General features: G+C 71.5%; 14 protein-coding genes. 11 read left to right on the top strand and 3 right to left on the bottom strand.

Going from position 1 to position 16812, the window contains the following annotated elements; all coding sequences use genetic code 11:
- Positions 1-53 precede the first annotated feature (53 nt).
- Positions 54-1589 carry an ABC transporter permease gene (locus ACFQPP_RS08525; protein ID WP_376916141.1) on the top strand — a complete coding sequence of 512 codons (1536 nt, stop codon included), beginning with the start codon at positions 54-56 and terminating at the stop codon, positions 1587-1589.
- Entirely contained in the window at positions 1586-2596 is a 1011-nt protein-coding gene (locus ACFQPP_RS08520) for an ABC transporter permease (RefSeq protein ID WP_376916140.1), read from the top strand. Before ACFQPP_RS08525 ends, ACFQPP_RS08520 begins: the two co-directional genes overlap by 4 nt.
- Before the next feature lie 4 nt (positions 2597-2600).
- Here the strand turns inward: ACFQPP_RS08520 and ACFQPP_RS08515 are convergent, their stop codons facing one another.
- Positions 2601-3188 (bottom strand): PH domain-containing protein, encoded by a 588-nt coding sequence (locus ACFQPP_RS08515; protein WP_376916139.1) that lies wholly within the window; start codon positions 3186-3188, stop codon positions 2601-2603.
- A gap of 65 nt (positions 3189-3253) precedes the next feature.
- On the opposite strand from ACFQPP_RS08515, the gene ACFQPP_RS08510 reads away from it, so the two are divergent.
- Both ACFQPP_RS08510 and typA read left to right on the top strand, forming a co-directional pair.
- Positions 3254-5107, top strand: coding sequence for an ABC transporter ATP-binding protein (locus ACFQPP_RS08510; RefSeq protein ID WP_376916138.1), 1854 nt, complete (start codon positions 3254-3256; stop codon positions 5105-5107).
- 166 nt (positions 5108-5273) lie between these two features.
- Positions 5274-7190 carry a translational GTPase TypA gene (gene typA / locus ACFQPP_RS08505; RefSeq protein WP_376916137.1) on the top strand — a complete coding sequence of 639 codons (1917 nt, stop codon included), beginning with the start codon at positions 5274-5276 and terminating at the stop codon, positions 7188-7190.
- 63 nt (positions 7191-7253) lie between these two features.
- Here the strand turns inward: typA and ACFQPP_RS08500 are convergent, their stop codons facing one another.
- Positions 7254-8153: an endonuclease domain-containing protein gene (locus ACFQPP_RS08500; RefSeq protein ID WP_376916136.1), complete on the bottom strand. Its 900-nt coding sequence runs from the start codon at positions 8151-8153 to the stop codon at positions 7254-7256.
- Positions 8154-8298: 145 nt separating this feature from the next.
- Complete coding sequence (locus ACFQPP_RS08495; RefSeq protein WP_376916135.1) at positions 8299-9684, bottom strand: LLM class flavin-dependent oxidoreductase; 1386 nt, start codon at positions 9682-9684, stop codon at positions 8299-8301.
- A 119-nt stretch (positions 9685-9803) separates the two neighbouring features.
- On the opposite strand from ACFQPP_RS08495, the gene msuE reads away from it, so the two are divergent.
- The 7 genes from msuE to ACFQPP_RS08460 all read left to right on the top strand — a co-directional run bounded on the left by msuE (position 9804) and on the right by ACFQPP_RS08460 (position 16793).
- The gene (gene msuE / locus ACFQPP_RS08490) at positions 9804-10382 is read left to right on the top strand and encodes an FMN reductase (protein ID WP_376916134.1); all 579 of its coding nucleotides are present in this window, start codon (positions 9804-9806) and stop codon (positions 10380-10382) included.
- 50 nt (positions 10383-10432) lie between these two features.
- Entirely contained in the window at positions 10433-11485 is a 1053-nt protein-coding gene (locus ACFQPP_RS08485; RefSeq protein WP_376916133.1) for a PIG-L family deacetylase, read from the top strand.
- A gap of 79 nt (positions 11486-11564) precedes the next feature.
- Positions 11565-11882, top strand: coding sequence for a ferredoxin (gene fdxA, locus ACFQPP_RS08480; protein WP_376916132.1), 318 nt, complete (start codon positions 11565-11567; stop codon positions 11880-11882).
- Positions 11883-11899: 17 nt separating this feature from the next.
- Positions 11900-13000, top strand: coding sequence for a succinyldiaminopimelate transaminase (dapC, locus tag ACFQPP_RS08475; RefSeq protein WP_376916131.1), 1101 nt, complete (start codon positions 11900-11902; stop codon positions 12998-13000).
- A gap of 9 nt (positions 13001-13009) precedes the next feature.
- Positions 13010-14296: a citrate synthase gene (locus ACFQPP_RS08470; RefSeq protein WP_376916130.1), complete on the top strand. Its 1287-nt coding sequence runs from the start codon at positions 13010-13012 to the stop codon at positions 14294-14296.
- 47 nt (positions 14297-14343) lie between these two features.
- Complete coding sequence (locus ACFQPP_RS08465) at positions 14344-15792, top strand: NCS2 family permease (protein ID WP_376916129.1); 1449 nt, start codon at positions 14344-14346, stop codon at positions 15790-15792.
- 56 nt (positions 15793-15848) lie between these two features.
- On the top strand, positions 15849-16793 hold the full coding sequence (locus ACFQPP_RS08460; RefSeq protein WP_376916128.1) for a hypothetical protein: 945 nt from the start codon (positions 15849-15851) through the stop codon (positions 16791-16793).
- The last annotated feature ends 19 nt before the right edge of the window (positions 16794-16812 follow it).

Below are 16812 nucleotides of genomic sequence, written 5' to 3'. Positions count from 1 at the left end.
CGATGGGCTAGCATCGGTGCGCCGTTGCCGTAGACGAGAGGACGATCCGCACCGTGATCGGATTCATCGTGAGACGCATCCTCGTCTCCATCCTGACCCTCGTGGTCGCCTCCTACCTGATGTACAACCTGGCGGCGAACTCCGGCAATCCGCTGGCCGACCTGCAGGGCTCGAGCGCGATCAACGCGCAGCAGCTCATCCAGACGCGCGTCCAGGCCCTCGACCTCGACACCCCCTCGTGGCTGCGCTGGTTCCCGTGGTTCGGCGGCGTCCTCACCTGCGTCGTCCCCTTCGCCGGCTGCAACCTCGGACAGAACCTCAGCTACGTCGACGTGACGACGATCCTGCCGACGGCGATGGTGTCGACGGTGCAGCTCGTGACCGCCTCGACGATCCTCGCCATCCTCCTCGGCGTCACGATCGGCATCGTGACGGCGCTGCGCCAGTACTCGGCGTTCGACGTGTCGATCACGTTCCTCAGCTTCTTCCTCTACTCGCTGCCGTCGTTCCTCGTCGCGGTGCTCCTCAAGGAGTTCATCGCCATCGGCTTCAACGACTTCCTCGCGAACCCCGTCATCCCGCCGCTGGCCATCGCAGGGATCGGCATCGTCGCCGGTCTCGTCTGGCAGGTGCTCATCGGCGGCGACCTGCGTCGACGCCTCGTCGTCTTCGCGGTGTCGGGTGCCGCGACGGCCGCGGTGCTCGTCGCCATGGAAGCGACGAACTTCTTCCTGCAGCCGGCGATCGGTCCCATCGGCCTGCCCATCCTGATCGCAGGCACCGTCGCGATCGTCGTGGTGCTCGTCGCCGGCTTCGAGAACCGACGCGCGCTGCTCGCGGCCGGCATCGTCGGCGCGCTCGCCTACGTCGCCTACTTCTCGCTGCAGTGGCTCTTCGACATCTCGACCCCCGCGACGATCGCGATCCTCGCGATCGCGACCGTCGTGGTCTCGGTCCTCGTCGGGTTCGTGGTCGGCGGCCCGGATCGCGGCCAGGTGATCCGCGCGGCCGTCGTGACGGGCGTGACGTCCGCCGGATTCGTGCTGCTCGACCGCTTCATGCAGGCATGGCCCGACTACGTGTCGAACTCGCGCATCCGAGGGCGGCCGATCGCCACGGCCCAGGGCACGACCCCCGGCTTCGACAGCGACATGTGGGGCCTCGGCATCGACAACCTGATGCACTACATGCTGCCGACCATCGCGCTGCTCCTCATCTCGTTCGCCGGCTACACGCGCTACGCGCGCGCCGGGATGCTCGAGGTCATGAACCAGGACTACATCCGCACCGCTCGCGCGAAGGGTCTCCCTGAGCGGACCGTCGTGATGCGACACGCCTTCCGCAACATGCTCATCCCCATCACGACGATCGTCGCGGCCGACGTGGGCGCGCTCCTGGGCGGCGCGATCATCACCGAGCGCGTCTTCGCGATCAGCGGCATGGGCTCGCTCTTCGCGACGTCGCTCGATCGCGTCGACCTCAACCCGCTCATGGGCTACTTCCTGATCATCGCCGTCATGGCCATCCTCTTCAACTTCCTCGCGGACCTCAGCTACGCCGCGCTCGACCCGAGAGTGAGGGTCCGGTGACCGACCTGAACAGCGCGAACCCCGCGCCGCCGAACGTCCGGCACGCGGCGGAGAAGCCCGGCAAGAGCCAGGGAGGGCTCGTCTTCGAGCGCTTCGTGCGGAACCGCATCGCGATGGTGTCGTTCGCGCTGCTGCTCGCGATCTTCCTCTTCGCGGTGTCCGCGGTCGGCCTCGGCCCCATCCCGGGCTGGTGGAAGCACGACTGGATCCGCCCGCTGCCGCAGCTCGACGGCGGCCGCCCGACGCTCTCGCTCATCCCCGAGTGGCTCGGGGGCGCGGGCATCGCCCTCGGCGAGCACCCGTTCGGCCAGAGCCGCACGGGCGTCGACTACTTCGCGATGACGATGCGCGGCATCCAGAACTCGTTCCTGGTGCTGATCCTCATCGGCGGCATCGGCAGCGTGCTCGGCACCGTGGTGGGGGCGGTCGCCGGCTACTACCGCGGGTGGGTCGACTCCGTGCTGATGCGCGTGACCGACGTGTTCATCGTGATCCCCGCGATCGTCATCGGAGCCGTCGTCGGCCGCGCCACGGGTGGCCTCGGCGTCGCGCCGCTCGGCATCTTCCTCGGCCTGTTCGTCTGGATGGGCATCGCTCGTCTGGTGCGCGCCGAGTTCCTGTCGCTGCGCGAGCGCGAGTTCGTCGAGGCGGCGCGCGTGGCCGGGGCGAGCGACGCCCGCATCATCTTCAAGCACATCCTGCCGAACGCCATCGGCGTCGTCATCGTGTCCTCGACCCTGCTCATGGCTGCGGCGATCCTCCTCGAGACCGGCCTCAGCTTCCTCGGCTACGGCGTGCGCGCGCCCGAGTCGTCGCTCGGACTGCTGATCTCGCAGAACCAGTCGGCCTTCGCGACGCGACCGTGGCTGTTCTGGTGGCCGGCCCTCTTCATCGTCACGCCCGCGCTGCTCATCAACTTCATCGGCGACGGCCTGCGCGATGCGTTCGACCCGCGCCAGAAGCGCTTCTCGCGTCGTCGGACGAAGGAGCTCCCCGCCGATGCGTGACGTGTCAGGCGACGAGCGCCGTGAGCGCGAGCGTCGCCACGGCTCCGCATGCGAGCACGGCGACGGCGTCGACGCGGAGGCGACGATGCACCGTGGCCTCGTCGGCGATGCCGGCCTCGATGGCGTCGGCGGCGCGCAGCGCGTCCCAGCGCGTCCGCAGGATCGTCGCCGCGTCGCCGGACTCGGTGCCGGGCAGGTCGCCAGGGCGCATGCCGGCGATCTCCGCGCCGTCGCGCCTGGCGACGCGGCGGGCGCGGAAGGTCGCGAAGCGCCCCGGCTGCGGCGCGCTGAAGACGCTGACGGTCGCGTTCGGCACGTGCAGCGTCAGGGCGTAGCGTGTCGAGACGTGCACGAGCGCCTCCCACGGCACGCGGACGACGTGCAGCACGTTGCCGACGACGATGCCGTCGTCGGCGATCGTGAGGCTCGGGCGCCACAGCCCCACCCAGGCTGCGACGCTCGCGTACGCGAGCGCCGGGACGATCGCGGGCGTGCCCTGCAGGATCGACGCCGCCGCGATCGCCGCGGACAGCGCCCAGATCGCCACCGCGATGGCGCGGTTCCCACGGGAATGCAGCGTGACGGGTTGCATTCGACCATCGTCGCAGAGTCGCACCCACGAGGTGCATCGCGGCAGCAGCGCTTGGAGGCACGAGCATGACGAAGGACAGCGTGGACTCGATGGATCGTCGCGACGACGGACCGGTGCTGCGGATCGCGGATCTCTCGGTCGACTTCGCGGTCGACGGCTTCTGGGTGCCGGCGGCGAAGCACGTCTCGTACGACATCGGCGCTGGCGAGGTGGTCGCGGTCGTCGGCGAGTCCGGCTCGGGCAAGAGCGTGAGCTCGATGGCCATCCTCGACCTCCTGCCGAAGACGGCGCGCGTGCGCGGCAGCATCGAGGTCGCTGGCGAGGAGCTCATCGGCGCGAAGCCGGCTCGCATGCGACAGCTGCGCGGCGAGCGGGTCGCCGCGATCTTCCAGGAGCCCATGACGGCTCTCAACCCGGTCTACACGGTCGGGTTCCAGATCATCGAGGCGCTGCGCACCCACCGGCCGATGCTGCCGAGCGCCGCGAGGGAGCGCGCCATGGAGCTGCTCGACATGGTCGAGCTGCCGGACCCGGCGAAGGCGTTCCGCTCCTACCCGCACCAGCTGTCGGGCGGACAGCGGCAGCGCGCCATGATCGCGCAGTCGCTGTCGCTCGACCCGCAGCTGCTCATCGCCGACGAGCCCACCACCGCGCTCGACGTCACCGTGCAGGCGGAGATCCTCGAGCTGATGCGGTCGCTGAAGGACGAGCTCGGCAGCGCCGTGCTGCTCATCACCCACGACATGGGCGTCGTGGCGGACCTCGCCGACCGGGTCGTCGTGATGGAGAAGGGCGACATCGTCGAGCAGGGCGAGATCCACGCGCTCTTCGCCGCCCCGCAGCACCCGTACACGCAGGCGCTGCTCGAGGCGGTGCCGCAGCTCGGCTCGGGCGGCGACGGCAGCGAGGTCATCGACCTGACCGCGACCCTGCGACTCGCAGCCGCGCAGGTGGCGGAGGGCGTCGAGGTGACGGAGGCGTCCGCGCCCGTCGAGCACGTCGCCGAGCCGGTCCTCTCGCTCGAGGACGTCGTCATCGAGTACCCCGGGCAGGGGCGGGTGCCGGCCTTCCGCGCCGTCCACGGCGTCAGCATCGAGATCGGCCGGGGCGAGGTGCTCGGCCTCGTCGGCGAGTCGGGGTCGGGCAAGTCGACGATCGGTCGCGCGTCGATCGGTCTCCAGCCCATCGCCGAGGGCCGCCTCGTCGTCGGCGGCGTCGACATCTCGGCCGGTGGCAGGAGCCTCCTGAAGCAGCTGCGTCAGCGCGTCGGCATCGTCTTCCAGGATCCGGCGTCCTCGCTGAACCCGCGCCTCCCCATCGGAGAGAGCATCGGCGAGCCGTTGCTGCTCGCCGGCACGATGAAGGGCAAGGAGCTCGAGCGACGCGTCGAGGAGCTGCTCGATGCGGTGCGTCTCCCCACGTCGTACCGCAACCGCTTCCCGCACGAGCTCTCCGGCGGGCAGAAGCAGCGCATCGGCATCGCGCGCGCCCTGTCGATGAACCCCGACGTGCTCGTGGCCGACGAGCCCACGAGCGCGCTCGACGTCTCGGTGCAGGCGACGGTCCTCGAGCTCCTCAAGGAGCTGCAGCGCGAGCGCGGGTTCGCGTGCCTGTTCATCAGCCACGACCTCGCGGTCGTCGACCTCATGTCGGACCGCATCGCCGTGATGAGCTCGGGCCGCATCGTCGAGCAGGGAGCGCGCGACCAGATCCTGCGTGCCCCGCGGGATCCCTACACGCAGCGTCTCATCGCCGCCGTCCCCGTCGCCGACCCGGCACGCCAGCGTGCCCGCCGCGACCTGCGGATGCAGGTGCTCGCGCAGACGGACGTCATCGGCCACGAGGGCGAGATCGACGAGCGCGCAGAGCCCGGCGCACCCGACGCCGGCGAGGCGCCGCCCCGCCTGCCTGGCCAGTAGGCGACACGTCCCTGCCTCGACGCGGTAGCATCGAGGCAGGGACGCATCGCGTGAGCGTGCGATCCCGAGATCCGTACACGCAGCGGCTGAGCGCGGCGGTGCCGCCTGGCGACCTCGTCGTGCGGTGCGCGCTGGCGCGGCCGCATCCGAGCCCGAGAGGCTGAGCATGGCCACTGCCACGCGACCCGACATCCGGAACGTCGCCATCGTCGCGCACGTCGACCACGGCAAGACGACGCTCGTCGACGCGATGCTGAAGCAGACGAACTCGTTCGCCGCCCACGGCACGGTCGACGACCGCGTCATGGACTCGAACGAGCTCGAGCGCGAGAAGGGCATCACGATCCTCGCGAAGAACACGGCGGTCCGCTATGCGGGCTCGCACGTGCCCGAGGGCGTCGAGGCCGTCACGATCAACGTGATCGACACGCCGGGCCACGCCGACTTCGGCGGCGAGGTCGAGCGCGGCCTGTCCATGGTCGACGGCGTGGTGCTGCTCGTCGACGCATCCGAGGGGCCGCTGCCGCAGACGCGCTTCGTGCTGCGCAAGGCCCTCGAGGCGTCGCTGCCCGTCATCCTGCTCGTCAACAAGACCGACCGATCCGATGCGCGCATCGACGAGGTCGTCTCCGACAGCCAGGACCTCCTGCTGGGTCTCGCATCCGACCTCGCCGAGGATCGTGCCGACCTCGACCTCGACGCCGTCCTCGACGTGCCGGTCGTCTACGCGTCCGGCAAGGCCGGTCGCGCAGACCAGGTGAAGCCCGCCGACGGCGAGCTGCCCGCGAACGAGGACCTCGAGCCGCTGTTCGCGGCGATCCTCGAGCACATCCCCGCGCCGACGTACGACGACGAGGCGCCGCTGCAGGCGCACGTCACGAACCTCGACGCGTCGCCGTTCCTCGGCCGCCTCGCCCTGCTGCGCGTCTTCAACGGCACGCTGCGCAAGGGCCAGACGGTCGCGTGGGTGCGCCACGACGGCTCGGTGCAGTCGGCGCGCGTCACCGAGCTGCTCGCGACGCGCGCGCTCGAGCGCGTGCCGGCCGAGTCGGCCCGACCCGGCGACATCGTCGCCGTCGCCGGCTTCGCCGACATCACGATCGGCGAGACCCTCGCCGACCCCGAGGACGTGCGGCCGCTCCCGCCGATCACGGTCGACGACCCCGCCATCTCGATGACGATCGGCACGAACACGTCGCCGCTCGTCGGCAAGGTGAAGGGCTCGAAGCTCACGTCGCGCATGGTGAAGGACCGCCTCGACCGCGAGCTCATCGGCAACGTGTCGCTGCGCGTGCTCGACATCGGCCAGCCCGACGCGTGGGAGGTGCAGGGCCGCGGCGAGCTCGCGCTCGCCATCCTCGTCGAGCAGATGCGTCGCGAGGGCTTCGAGCTCACCGTCGGCAAGCCGCAGGTGGTCACGAAGCACATCGACGGCGCGCTGCACGAGCCCTTCGAGCACCTCACGATCGACGCGCCCGAGGAGTACCTCGGTGCGATCACGCAGCTGCTCGCGGGACGCAAGGGCCGCATGGAGACGATGTCGAACCACGGCACCGGCTGGGTCCGCATCGAGTTCACGGTGCCGAGCCGCGGCCTCATCGGCTTCCGCACCGAGTTCCTCACGATCACGCGCGGCACGGGCATCGCGAACGCGATCGCTGCGGGCTACGAGCGCTGGGCCGGCCAGATCGTGACGCGCAGCTCGGGCTCGCTCGTCGCCGACCGCTCGGGCCCCGCGACGTCGAACGCCATCATGGCGCTGCAGGAGCGCGGCGAGTTCTTCATCAAGCCCGGTGACGAGGTCTACGAGGGCATGGTCGTCGGCGAGAACTCGCGTGGCGACGACATGGACGTCAACATCACCAAGGAGAAGAAGCTCAACAACATCCGGTCGTCGACCGGTGAGGAGCTCGAGCGCCTGACGCCGCCGCGCCAGCTCTCGCTCGAGGAGTCGCTCGAGTTCGCGCGCGACGACGAGTGCGTCGAGGTGACGCCGACGGCCGTGCGCATCCGCAAGGTCGAGCTCGACCAGACGCTGCGCGCTCGCGCAGCCTCGCGCCTGAAGAAGCAGTCGCAGTCCTGACCGACCGTTGACTGGGCACTCGATGCCCGCGAGTGGGCACTCGATGCCGGTGGAGCGCACGCTTCACGGCATCGAGTGCCCACTGTCACGTCTGGCGGCGCGGACGAGCGGGATCACGCGTGCGCCGCGATCGCGGATGTCGGCGTGCGTGACCCGCACGATGCGCCACCCGTGCGCATCGAGCGCCGCATATCGTCGGATGTCGTAGGCGAACTGGCCCGCATCGAGATGATGGTGCGCGCCCTCGTACTCGATGCCGACGTGGAGATCCGGGTACGCCATGTCGAGCGTCGCGACGAGTCGCGCGCGACCGTCGCGCACCCGGTGCTGCAGCACGGGCTCGGGCAGCCCGGCGCGTCGCAGCAGCAGGCGCGTGCGCGTCTCGCCGGGCGAGTCGGCGCCCGCACGGAGCTGCGGGATCGCAGCGAGGACCGACCGCATGCCGCGGGCGCCTCGGAACTCGCGCGCGTGCGCGAGCAGGTCGGCGGGCGTCAGCCGCACGGCGCGATCCCGGTGCACGATCCAGTCGCCGACCTCGACGAGCTCGTCCACGGACAGGATCGACGCGCCGAGGTGCACGAACGCATCCGGGATGCTCTCGACGCGGTACCCGTCGACCTCGACGACGCTCGCCTTGACGCGATGGCCGACGACGCCGCGACGGCGGACGCGGTTCGTGAGCGACGGCGACGCCAGATGCACGGGGTCGTCGAGCAGCCGCCCCGGCAGCGGCATGCCGTGCAGTCGCGCGGCGGTGGTGTGCGAGAAGAACTGGTCGTCGCGAGCGAGCGGACGCAGCGCCTCGAGCAGCGCTCCGCGCGGGTCGATCGCCGCGCGAGCCGCTCCTACGCGTGCGCCGCGCGTCGGCATGACGAGCGAGGAGCCTCGCAGCTCGCCGGGCGTCGCGCCGCTCGCGAGCGCGTCTCTGACGACGAAGGGGGAGGAGGACGGGTCGAATCGCATGCGCGGATCCAAGCCCGCCCATCCGTCAGCACGGCCCCGAGGCGCGCAGCCCTGTGGACGGATCGTGGCTGTGGAGCATCGAGAGTGGGCAGCAGATGTCGTGGACGGGGCCCGCCGACGACATCTGCTGCCCACTCGCGAGCATCTAGTGCCCGGTCACGGCGGGAGCGACGCGGTAGCGAGCGGCGCGGTGCGAGTCGGGCACGCGCGGTCCGGCCCCGTGCAGTCTCTCGCGCAGCGTGCCGGGCTCGTAGGCCTCCGGGTAGGCGCCGCGAGCACGCAGCACCGGGATCACGTGCTCGATGACGTCCTCCCAGGTGCCGGGCGTGATGGCGTACGCGAGGTTGAAGCCGTCGACGTCCGTCTCCTCGACCCATGACTGCAGCTCGTCGGCGATCTCCTCGCCCGAGCCGACGATCGTGGGGCCGAGGCCGCCGATCGCCGAGTGGCGACCGAGGTCGCCCACCGTCCACTCGCGTCCGAGCGCAGCCTCCTCCTGCAGGTGCTGCACCGTCGACTGGATCGCGTTCGACTCGACGTCGCCCACCGGCTGGTCCGACTCGTACGCGGAGAGGTCGACGCCCATCCATCCGGACAGGAACGTCAGCGCGCCCTCCTCGGACGCGTACGAGCGGTACTCGGCCTCCTTCGCGATCGCCTCGTCGTGCGTCGCGGCCGTGATGACGGTCAGCAGCGTGTAGATGCGCGCCGACGAGCGCTCGCGCCCAGCAGCCTCGAGCGCGTCGCGGATGCGCGACACCGTCGCGGCGAGCACCTCCTTCGATCGCGCCGCGACGAAGATCGCCTCGGCGTTGCCCGCGGCGAAGCGGATGCCGCGCGGCGACGCGCCCGCCTGGTAGATCACGGGGGTGCGCTGCGGCGACGGCTCGGAGATGTGGATGCCGGGCACGCGGAAGTGCCTGCCCTCGTGGCGGATGGGGTGCACCTTCGCGGGGTCGGCGAAGATGCCGCGCTCGCGATCCTCGACGACGGCGTCGTCCTCCCACGACCCCTCCCACAGCTTGTAGAGCACCTCGAGGTACTCGTCGGCGTGGTCGTAGCGGTCGTCGTGGGCGAGCTGATCCTCCTGGCCCATGTTGCGTGCGGCCGACGGCAGGTAGCCCGTGACGACGTTCCACCCGATGCGGCCGCGCGTGAGGTGGTCGAGCGTGGTGAGACGCCGCGCGAACGGGTACGGATGCTCGAACGCCGTGCCGGCGGTGATGCCGAACCCGAGGTGCTCGGTGACGGCCGCCATGGCAGACACGAGCAGGATGGGGTCGTTGACGGGCACCTGCGCGCCGTTGCGGATGGCTGCCTCGTTCGAGCCGCCGTAGACGTCGTACGTGCCGAGCACGTCGGCGATGAAGATGCCGTCGAACGTGCCCGACTCGAGCAGCCGCGCGAGCGACGTCCAGTACTCGAGCGTCGCGTACTCGCGCGACCGGTCGTCGGGGTGGCGCCAGAGGCCGGACGACTGGTGGGCGACGCAGTTCATGTCGAACGCGTTGAAGCGGATCTGCCTGGTCATGCACGCATGGTTCGCGAGCGACGCGCGGCGTGGCAAGGCCGCAGCGTCGCACGACGCAACGCGTCGTCACACGGCGCAATCCGCGCCCGAGCATCCCGCAGCCGACATAGCGTGCCTGCATGAGCGACAGCCCCGAGTCCCCGCTGCGCGTCGTCGGCGTCAACGGCAGCCTGCAGACCGTGTCGAAGACGGGTGCGCTGCTCGACGCCGTGCTCGCCACGATCGGCGACCGCACGCCCGCCGAGCTGCGCCGCGTCGACCTCGCGCCCATCGCGCCCGGGTTCGCGGGCGCCGTGGCGCGCGAGCAGCTCTCACCCGAGGTCGAGGATGCGCTCGCCGCCGTCGAGGGCGCCGACGTGCTCGTCGTCGGCACGCCCGTGTACCGCGCGTCGTTCACGGGCCTCTTCAAGCACTTCTTCGACTTCGTCGAGCAGCGCGCCCTCGTCGACACCCCCGTGCTGCTCACGGCGACGGGCGGGAGCGAGCGCCACACCCTCACCATCGAGCACCAGCTGCGACCGCTCTTCGGCTTCTTCCAGGCGCTCACGCTGCCGACGGGCGTGTACGGCTCGTCCGGCGACTTCGCCGAGGGGCGCGTCGCGTCGCCCGACCTCCTCGCGCGCATCGAGACGGCGGTCGACCGCTCGCTGCCGCTCGTGCGGCATCGCGTGGCGCCGACGGTGCCCGCCCGCTGGTAGCGGGCGCGGCGGCGTCCGGAGCGCGTCGCCGCGGATGCGAGGATGGTGCGATGGACCTCGGCGAGCACGTGCTCTTCGTGCACGCGCACCCCGACGACGAGACGCTCTCGACGGGTGCGGCCATCGCCACCGTCGCGCAGGCGGGCATCGCGTCCGTCCTGACCCTCACGCTGGGGGAGCGCGGCGAGGTGCGGCCCGAGCTGCGGGATGCGCTCGCGGTGGCGGGCGGGCTGCCCGCGCTGCGCAGCGCCGAGCTCGACCGCGCGATCGTGGCGCTCGGCGCGACGCGCGTCGAGCCGGATGCGCGCTTCGAGGACTCCGGCATGGCATGGGTCGGCGACGTCGCGGCGCCGGCCGCCGACGTCACGGCCTCCGCGCTCACCTCGCAGCCCGCATCCGACGTCGAGCTGCTCGTGCTCGATGCGGTGCAGCGGCTGCGGCCCGACGCGCTCGTGACGTACGACGAGGACGGCGGCTACGGGCATCCCGACCACCGCGCCGTGCACGCGGCGGTCGTCGCGGTGGGGCGCGACCTGCGCATCCCCGTGTACGTGCGCGCCGCGCAGCCCGCGGACGTCGCCGTGCCGCTCGCGCCCGTCGAGTCGAGCGTGCGGGCGGCGCTCGCGGCGCACGGCAGCCAGCTCGCCCTCGACGGAGACGACGTCGTGCACGTCGGCGGGCAGCGCGAGCCGATCGCGCAGGTCGAGCACTACCGGGCGGTGCGCGCCGCATCCCCGATCGGCTGGGGCACGACGGTCGTCGTCGGCCTCGTCGCGGTCGTGATCGGCACGGTCGGCACGTTCACCTACCGCGCGGTCGAGCCGTGGGGTCTCGTGCTCGCGCTCGTGGCAGCCGTCGGCGTCGTCGTCGGACCGCGGCTCATGGGCTCCCGCGCCGCCTCGATCGCCGCCGCCCTCGGGGTGCTGCTGCCGATCGCGATCGTGTCGCTGGATCCGTTCCGCACCGCGGGCTCGGCCGGCCTGCTCGCCTCGGACCTCCCCGGCTGGCTGTGGGTGGGCGTGCCGGGCGTCGTCGCGCTCGTCGTCGTGGCATGGCCGTCGCGGGCGGCGCTCGGGCGCATCCGCGAGGCTGCACGCAGCTGACGCCCGCGCGGCGCGCACCGCGCATGGTCGAGGCACGTGCGCGCCGCAGGTAGGCTGGTGCGGTCGGAAGGACCCCCTCGTGACCTACGTGATCGCGCTCCCATGCGTCGACGTGAAGGACCGCGCCTGCGTCGACGAATGCCCCGTCGACTGCATCTACGAGGGCGAGCGGATGCTGTACATCCACCCCGACGAGTGCGTCGACTGCGGTGCGTGCGAGCCGGTCTGCCCCGTCGAGGCCATCTACTACGAGGACGACGTCCCCGAGCAGTGGGCCGAGTACTACGACGCGAACGTGCAGTTCTTCGAGACGCACGGCTCGCCCGGTGGGGCGGCCAAGGTCGGCGTGATCGCCGACGACCACCCCATCGTCAAGGCGCTGCCTCCGCAGGCCTGAGCACCCGGGAGCCCGCCGTGGACCAGCTGCCCGCCTTCCCCTGGGACTCGCTCGCCGACGCGAAGGCCATCGCGGCCGCGCACGAGGGCGGCATCGTCGACCTGTCGGTCGGGTCGCCCGTCGATGCGACGCCCGCCGTCATCCAGGCGGCGCTCGCCGACGCGGCGAACGCGCCGACCTACCCCACGTGCTGGGGGACGCCTGCGCTGCGCGACGCCATCGTCGACTGGTTCGCGCGAGTGCGCGGCGTGACCGGCCTCGGCCACGCGAACGTCATGCCGACGGTGGGCTCGAAGGAGACCGTCGCGGGCCTGCCGCTGTGGCTCGGCCTCGGCCCCGGCGACGTCGTCGTGCACCCGACGGTCGCCTACCCGACGTACGACATCGGCGCCCGCGTCGCGGGCGCCACGCCCGTGCCCGCCGACGACCCCGACGACTGGCCGGAGGGCACGCGCCTCGTCTGGGTGAACTCGCCGTCGAACCCCACGGGCGACGTCGCCGGCGTCGAGGCGCTGCGGCGCGTCGTCGAGCGCGCTCGCGCGATCGGCGCGGTCGTCGCGAGCGACGAGTGCTACGCGCTGCTGCCGTGGGACGTCGACGAGGTGCCCTCGATCCTCGACGCGCGCGTCTCGGGTGGCAGCCGGGCGAACCTCCTCGTCGTGCACTCGATGTCGAAGCAGTCGTCGGTCGCGGGATACCGCGCCGCGTTCGTCGCAGGATGCGCCGACGTCGTCGGTCGCGTGCTCGAGGTGCGCAAGCACGTGGGGCTCATCCCGCCCGGGCCCGTGCAGCACGCGATGGCGGTGGGCCTCGCCGACGACGCGCACGTCGCCGAGCAGCGCGAGCGGTACCGCGCGCGGCGCGACGTGCTGCTGCCCGCGCTCGAGGCGGCGGGCTTCGAGGTGCGCGGCCAGGCGGGGCTCTACCTGTGGTCGACCGACGGCCGCGACGCCCGCGCGCAGGTGGCCGACCTCGCCGCGCACGGCATCCTCGTGGCGCCCGGCGACTTCTACGGCGACCCGAGTCACGTGCGGGTCGCGCTCACGGCATCCGACGAGCGCATCGCCGAGGCCGCGCGCCGTCTGGCCGGTTTCCGACCACTCCTGCGCACGCCATAGGGTGGGATGGTGACCCACGCTGACGAGACGCCCAAGACGGCGAACCTGACGGTCGACGGTCGCACTGTCGAGCTGCCGATCCTCCCCGCCACCGAGGGCCGATCGAGCATCGACGTGTCGAAGCTGATGCGCGAGACGGGCCACACCACCCTCGACTACGGCTTCGTGAACACGGCGGCGACGCAGAGTGCGATCACGTACATCGACGGAGACGCAGGCATCCTGCGCTACCGCGGCTACCCCATCGAGGAGCTGGCGGAGCAGAAGTCGTTCCTCGACGTCGCGTACCTGCTGATCTACGGCGAGCTGCCCACCGCCGACGAGCTCGGCGAGTTCGACACGCGCATCCGTCGGCACACGCTGCTGCACGAGGACCTCCGTCGCTTCTTCGACTCGCTGCCGCGCGACGCGCACCCGATGAGCGCGCTGTCGTCGGCGGTGTCGGCCCTGTCGACGTACTACGCCGCCGACCACGACCCGCACGACCCGCGCCGCGTCGAGCTGCAGACGATCCGCCTGCTCGCGAAGCTCCCGGTGATCGCGGCGTACGCGCACAAGAAGTCGATCGGCCAGGCGTTCCTCTACCCCGACAACTCGCTGTCGTTCGTCGAGAACTACCTCAAGCTGAACTTCGGCCTCATGTCCGAGGAGTACGACCTCGATCCCGTCATGGTGAAGGCGCTCGAGCGCCTGCTCATCCTGCACGCCGACCACGAGCAGAACGCGTCGACGTCGACGGTGCGCCTCGTGGGCTCGACCGAGGCCAACCTCTTCGCGTCGGTCTCGGCTGGCATCCACGCGCTGTCCGGCCCGCTGCACGGCGGCGCCAACGAGGCCGTGCTCTCGATGCTCCGCTCCATCCAGGACTCCGGCGAGGGCGTGCAGCGCTTCGTCGAGCGGGTGAAGCGCAAGGAGCAGGGCGTGCGCCTCATGGGCTTCGGTCACCGCGTCTACAAGAACTACGACCCGCGCGCGAAGCTCGTGAAGTCGTCGGCCGACGAGGTGCTCGAGGCGCTCGGCGTCTCGGACCCGCTGCTCGACATCGCGAAGGAGCTCGAGCAGGTCGCCCTGCAGGACGACTACTTCATCGAGCGCAAGCTCTACCCGAACGTCGACTTCTACACGGGCGTCATCTACAAGGCGATGGGCTTCCCCGAGCGGATGTTCACGGTGCTGTTCGCCATCGGCCGCCTGCCCGGCTGGATCGCCCACTGGCGCGAGATGGTCGACGACCCGCAGACGAAGATCGGGCGCCCGCAGCAGCTGTACGTCGGCCCGGGCGAGCGCCACATCTAGCATCCACCTGCCGCAGCGACGCGGTCCGTCCCAGAGGAGACTCAGCCATGGCACGCACCGCGCTCGCACAGCGGCTCGACGGGTACTTCCGCATCCGCGAACGCGGATCGACCATCCCGCAGGAGGTCCGCGGCGGCCTCGTGACGTTCTTCGCGATGGCGTACATCATCGTGCTGAACCCGCTGATCATCGGCGGCTTCTCCGGCGACCAGGCGGCGACGGACGTCGCGGGGAACTGGCTCGAGAACGGGCAGGTCGCCGCGGTGACGGCGCTCGTCGGCGGTCTCATGACCATCGCGATGGGCGTCGTCGCCAACGTGCCGTTCGGGCTGGCGGCCGGCCTCGGCATCAACTCCTTCCTCGCGTTCACGCTCGTGGGCGAGCTGACGTGGCCGGAGGCCATGGGCCTCGTCGTCATCAACGGCATCCTCATCGTGCTGCTGAGCGTCACGGGGCTGCGGCGCCGCATCTTCGACGCGATCCCCGGCGAGCTGAAGAGCGCGATCGCCGTGGGCGTCGGCCTCTTCATCGCGTTCATCGGCTTCGTCGACTCGGGCTTCGTGCGCGCGACGGGCGTGGCGTCGCCGCCGCTGCAGCTGGGCGACGGCGGCTCGATCGTGTCGCTGCCGACGGGCGTGTTCCTGCTGGGCGTCGTGCTCATGGGCATCCTCGTCGCCCGCAAGGTGCGCGGCGCGCTGCTCATCGGCATCGTCGCGACGACGGTCGTGGCGATCGTGCTCGAGGCGATCCTGCGGGTCGGGCCGTCGCTCGGGCAGGATCCGAACGCGTGGAACCTCAACGCTCCGGCGCTGCCGAGCGCGCTGCTGGCGCTGCCGGACCTGTCGCTCGTGGGGCAGGTGGATCCGTTCGGCGCGTTCGCGCGCATCGGCCCGGTCGCGGCGTCGATGCTCGTGTTCACGCTCTTCTTCCTGAACTTCTTCGACGCCATGGGCTCGATGACGGGTCTCGCGAAGCAGGCGGGCATCGCGGCGCCCGACGGCACCTTCCCGGGCCTGAAGCGCGCGCTCATCGTCGAGGGCGTCGGCGCCGTCGCGGGTGGTGGCGCGAGCGCGTCGTCGAACACGGTGTTCATCGACTCCGCGGCCGGCATCGGCGAGGGTGCTCGCACGGGGCTCGCGTCGGTCGTGACGGGCGTGCTGTTCCTCGCGGCGATGTTCCTGACGCCGCTCACGCAGGTCGTGCCGCTCGAGGTCGCCGCGGCGACGCTCGTGATCGTGGGTGCGCTCATGATGAGTCAGATCCGCGAGATCGACTTCACCGACTTCCGGGTCGCGCTGCCCGCGTTCCTCACGATCGTCGTCATGCCCCTCACGTACAACATCGCGAACGGCATCGGCGTCGGCTTCATCGCGTGGGTGCTCGTGCACGCCGTCTCCGGTCGCGCGCGCACGATCAGCCCGCTGCTGTGGATCGTCGCAGGACTCTTCGTCGTCTTCTTCGTGCGCGGCCCCATCGAGGCGCTGCTCGGGCTCTAGGCGCTCGGACCTCGACGCGACGGGCAGGCGTCTGAGGAGCGGCGTACGCTGCGGCCATGGACGACGTGACGGCCTGGCTGCTCGAGGGCGATCCCGCCATCCGATGGCAGGTGCTGCAGGATCTCCTCGACGCGCCGCCCGACGAGGTCGCGGCCGAGCGCGCGCGCGTCGAGCACGAGGGCCTCGGCGCGGCGCTGCTCGCGGCCCGTGGCGCCGACGGCCTGTGGGCGGGCGGTGCGTGGGCGCCCGCCGGCTGGTCGTGGGAGTCGGGCGAGCCCCAGCCGTGGACGTCGACGTCGTGGGTGCTCGAGTCGCTCTGCGACCTCGGCATGCCGGGCGACGCGCCCGTCATGGCCGAGACCGTCGCGCTCATCGCCGAGCACGGCCGGTGGGAGTACCACGACGGGCCCTTCTGGCAGGGCGAGGTCGACTCGTGCATCAACGGGCGCACCATCCGGGCCGGCGCGCGGTTCGGCGCCGACGTGTCGGCGATCGTCGCCTACTGCGCCGAGGATCAGCAGCCCGACGGAGGCTGGAACTGCTTCCGCCTCGAGGACGCCGGGTCGTCGCGATCGTCCTTCGCGAGCACCATCTCGGTCCTTGAGGGGCTGCTCGAGCATGAGCGGGCGACGGGGGCGTCGTCGGCAGCGATGCGGCAGCGAGGGGTCGAGTACCTGCTCGAGCGCTCGCTCATGCGCGGGCTGCGCTCGGGCCTCGTCGTCGACGATGCCTTCCTGCGCTTCCCCTTCCCGCCGCGCTGGCGCTACGACGTGCTGCGGGCCCTCGACCATCTGCGGCTCGCAGGCGTCGCCCCCGAGCAGCGGATGGACGAGGCGATCGGCGTCGTGCGCGCGAAGCGGCAGCCCGACGGCCGCTGGCTCGCCGAGGACGACGACCCCGGTGCCGAGCAGCTGCGGCTCGACGCGCCCGTGGGCGAGCCGAGCCGCTGGACGACGCTGCGTGCCCTGCGCGTCCTGCGCTGGTTCGACGCCGGGCGCTGAGCCGCGCCGACGCCGAGCG

Origin of the sequence: Agrococcus sp. GCM10030265 (assembly GCF_042666675.1) — a bacterium.
Taxonomy (GTDB): Bacteria; Actinomycetota; Actinomycetes; order Actinomycetales; family Microbacteriaceae; genus Agrococcus.
The sequence above is the reverse complement of the archived record's forward strand: the minus strand, read 5'-3'. Positions and strand labels throughout refer to the sequence as shown.

What these genes read in the sequence shown, in the direction of transcription:
- ACFQPP_RS08460 (WP_376916128.1), top strand. Translation starts at nt 15,849, where the DNA reads ATGGACGACGTGACGGCCTGGCTGCTCGAGGGCGATCCCGCCATCCGA.
- msuE (WP_376916134.1), top strand. Translation starts at nt 9,804, where the DNA reads ATGAGCGACAGCCCCGAGTCCCCGCTGCGCGTCGTCGGCGTCAACGGC.
- ACFQPP_RS08510 (WP_376916138.1), top strand. Translation starts at nt 3,254, where the DNA reads ATGACGAAGGACAGCGTGGACTCGATGGATCGTCGCGACGACGGACCG.
- typA (WP_376916137.1), top strand. Translation starts at nt 5,274, where the DNA reads ATGGCCACTGCCACGCGACCCGACATCCGGAACGTCGCCATCGTCGCG.
- ACFQPP_RS08465 (WP_376916129.1), top strand. Translation starts at nt 14,344, where the DNA reads ATGGCACGCACCGCGCTCGCACAGCGGCTCGACGGGTACTTCCGCATC.
- ACFQPP_RS08495 (WP_376916135.1), bottom strand. Translation starts at nt 9,684, where the DNA reads ATGACCAGGCAGATCCGCTTCAACGCGTTCGACATGAACTGCGTCGCC.
- ACFQPP_RS08485 (WP_376916133.1), top strand. Translation starts at nt 10,433, where the DNA reads ATGGACCTCGGCGAGCACGTGCTCTTCGTGCACGCGCACCCCGACGAC.
- ACFQPP_RS08500 (WP_376916136.1), bottom strand. Translation starts at nt 8,153, where the DNA reads ATGCGATTCGACCCGTCCTCCTCCCCCTTCGTCGTCAGAGACGCGCTC.
- ACFQPP_RS08515 (WP_376916139.1), bottom strand. Translation starts at nt 3,188, where the DNA reads ATGCAACCCGTCACGCTGCATTCCCGTGGGAACCGCGCCATCGCGGTG.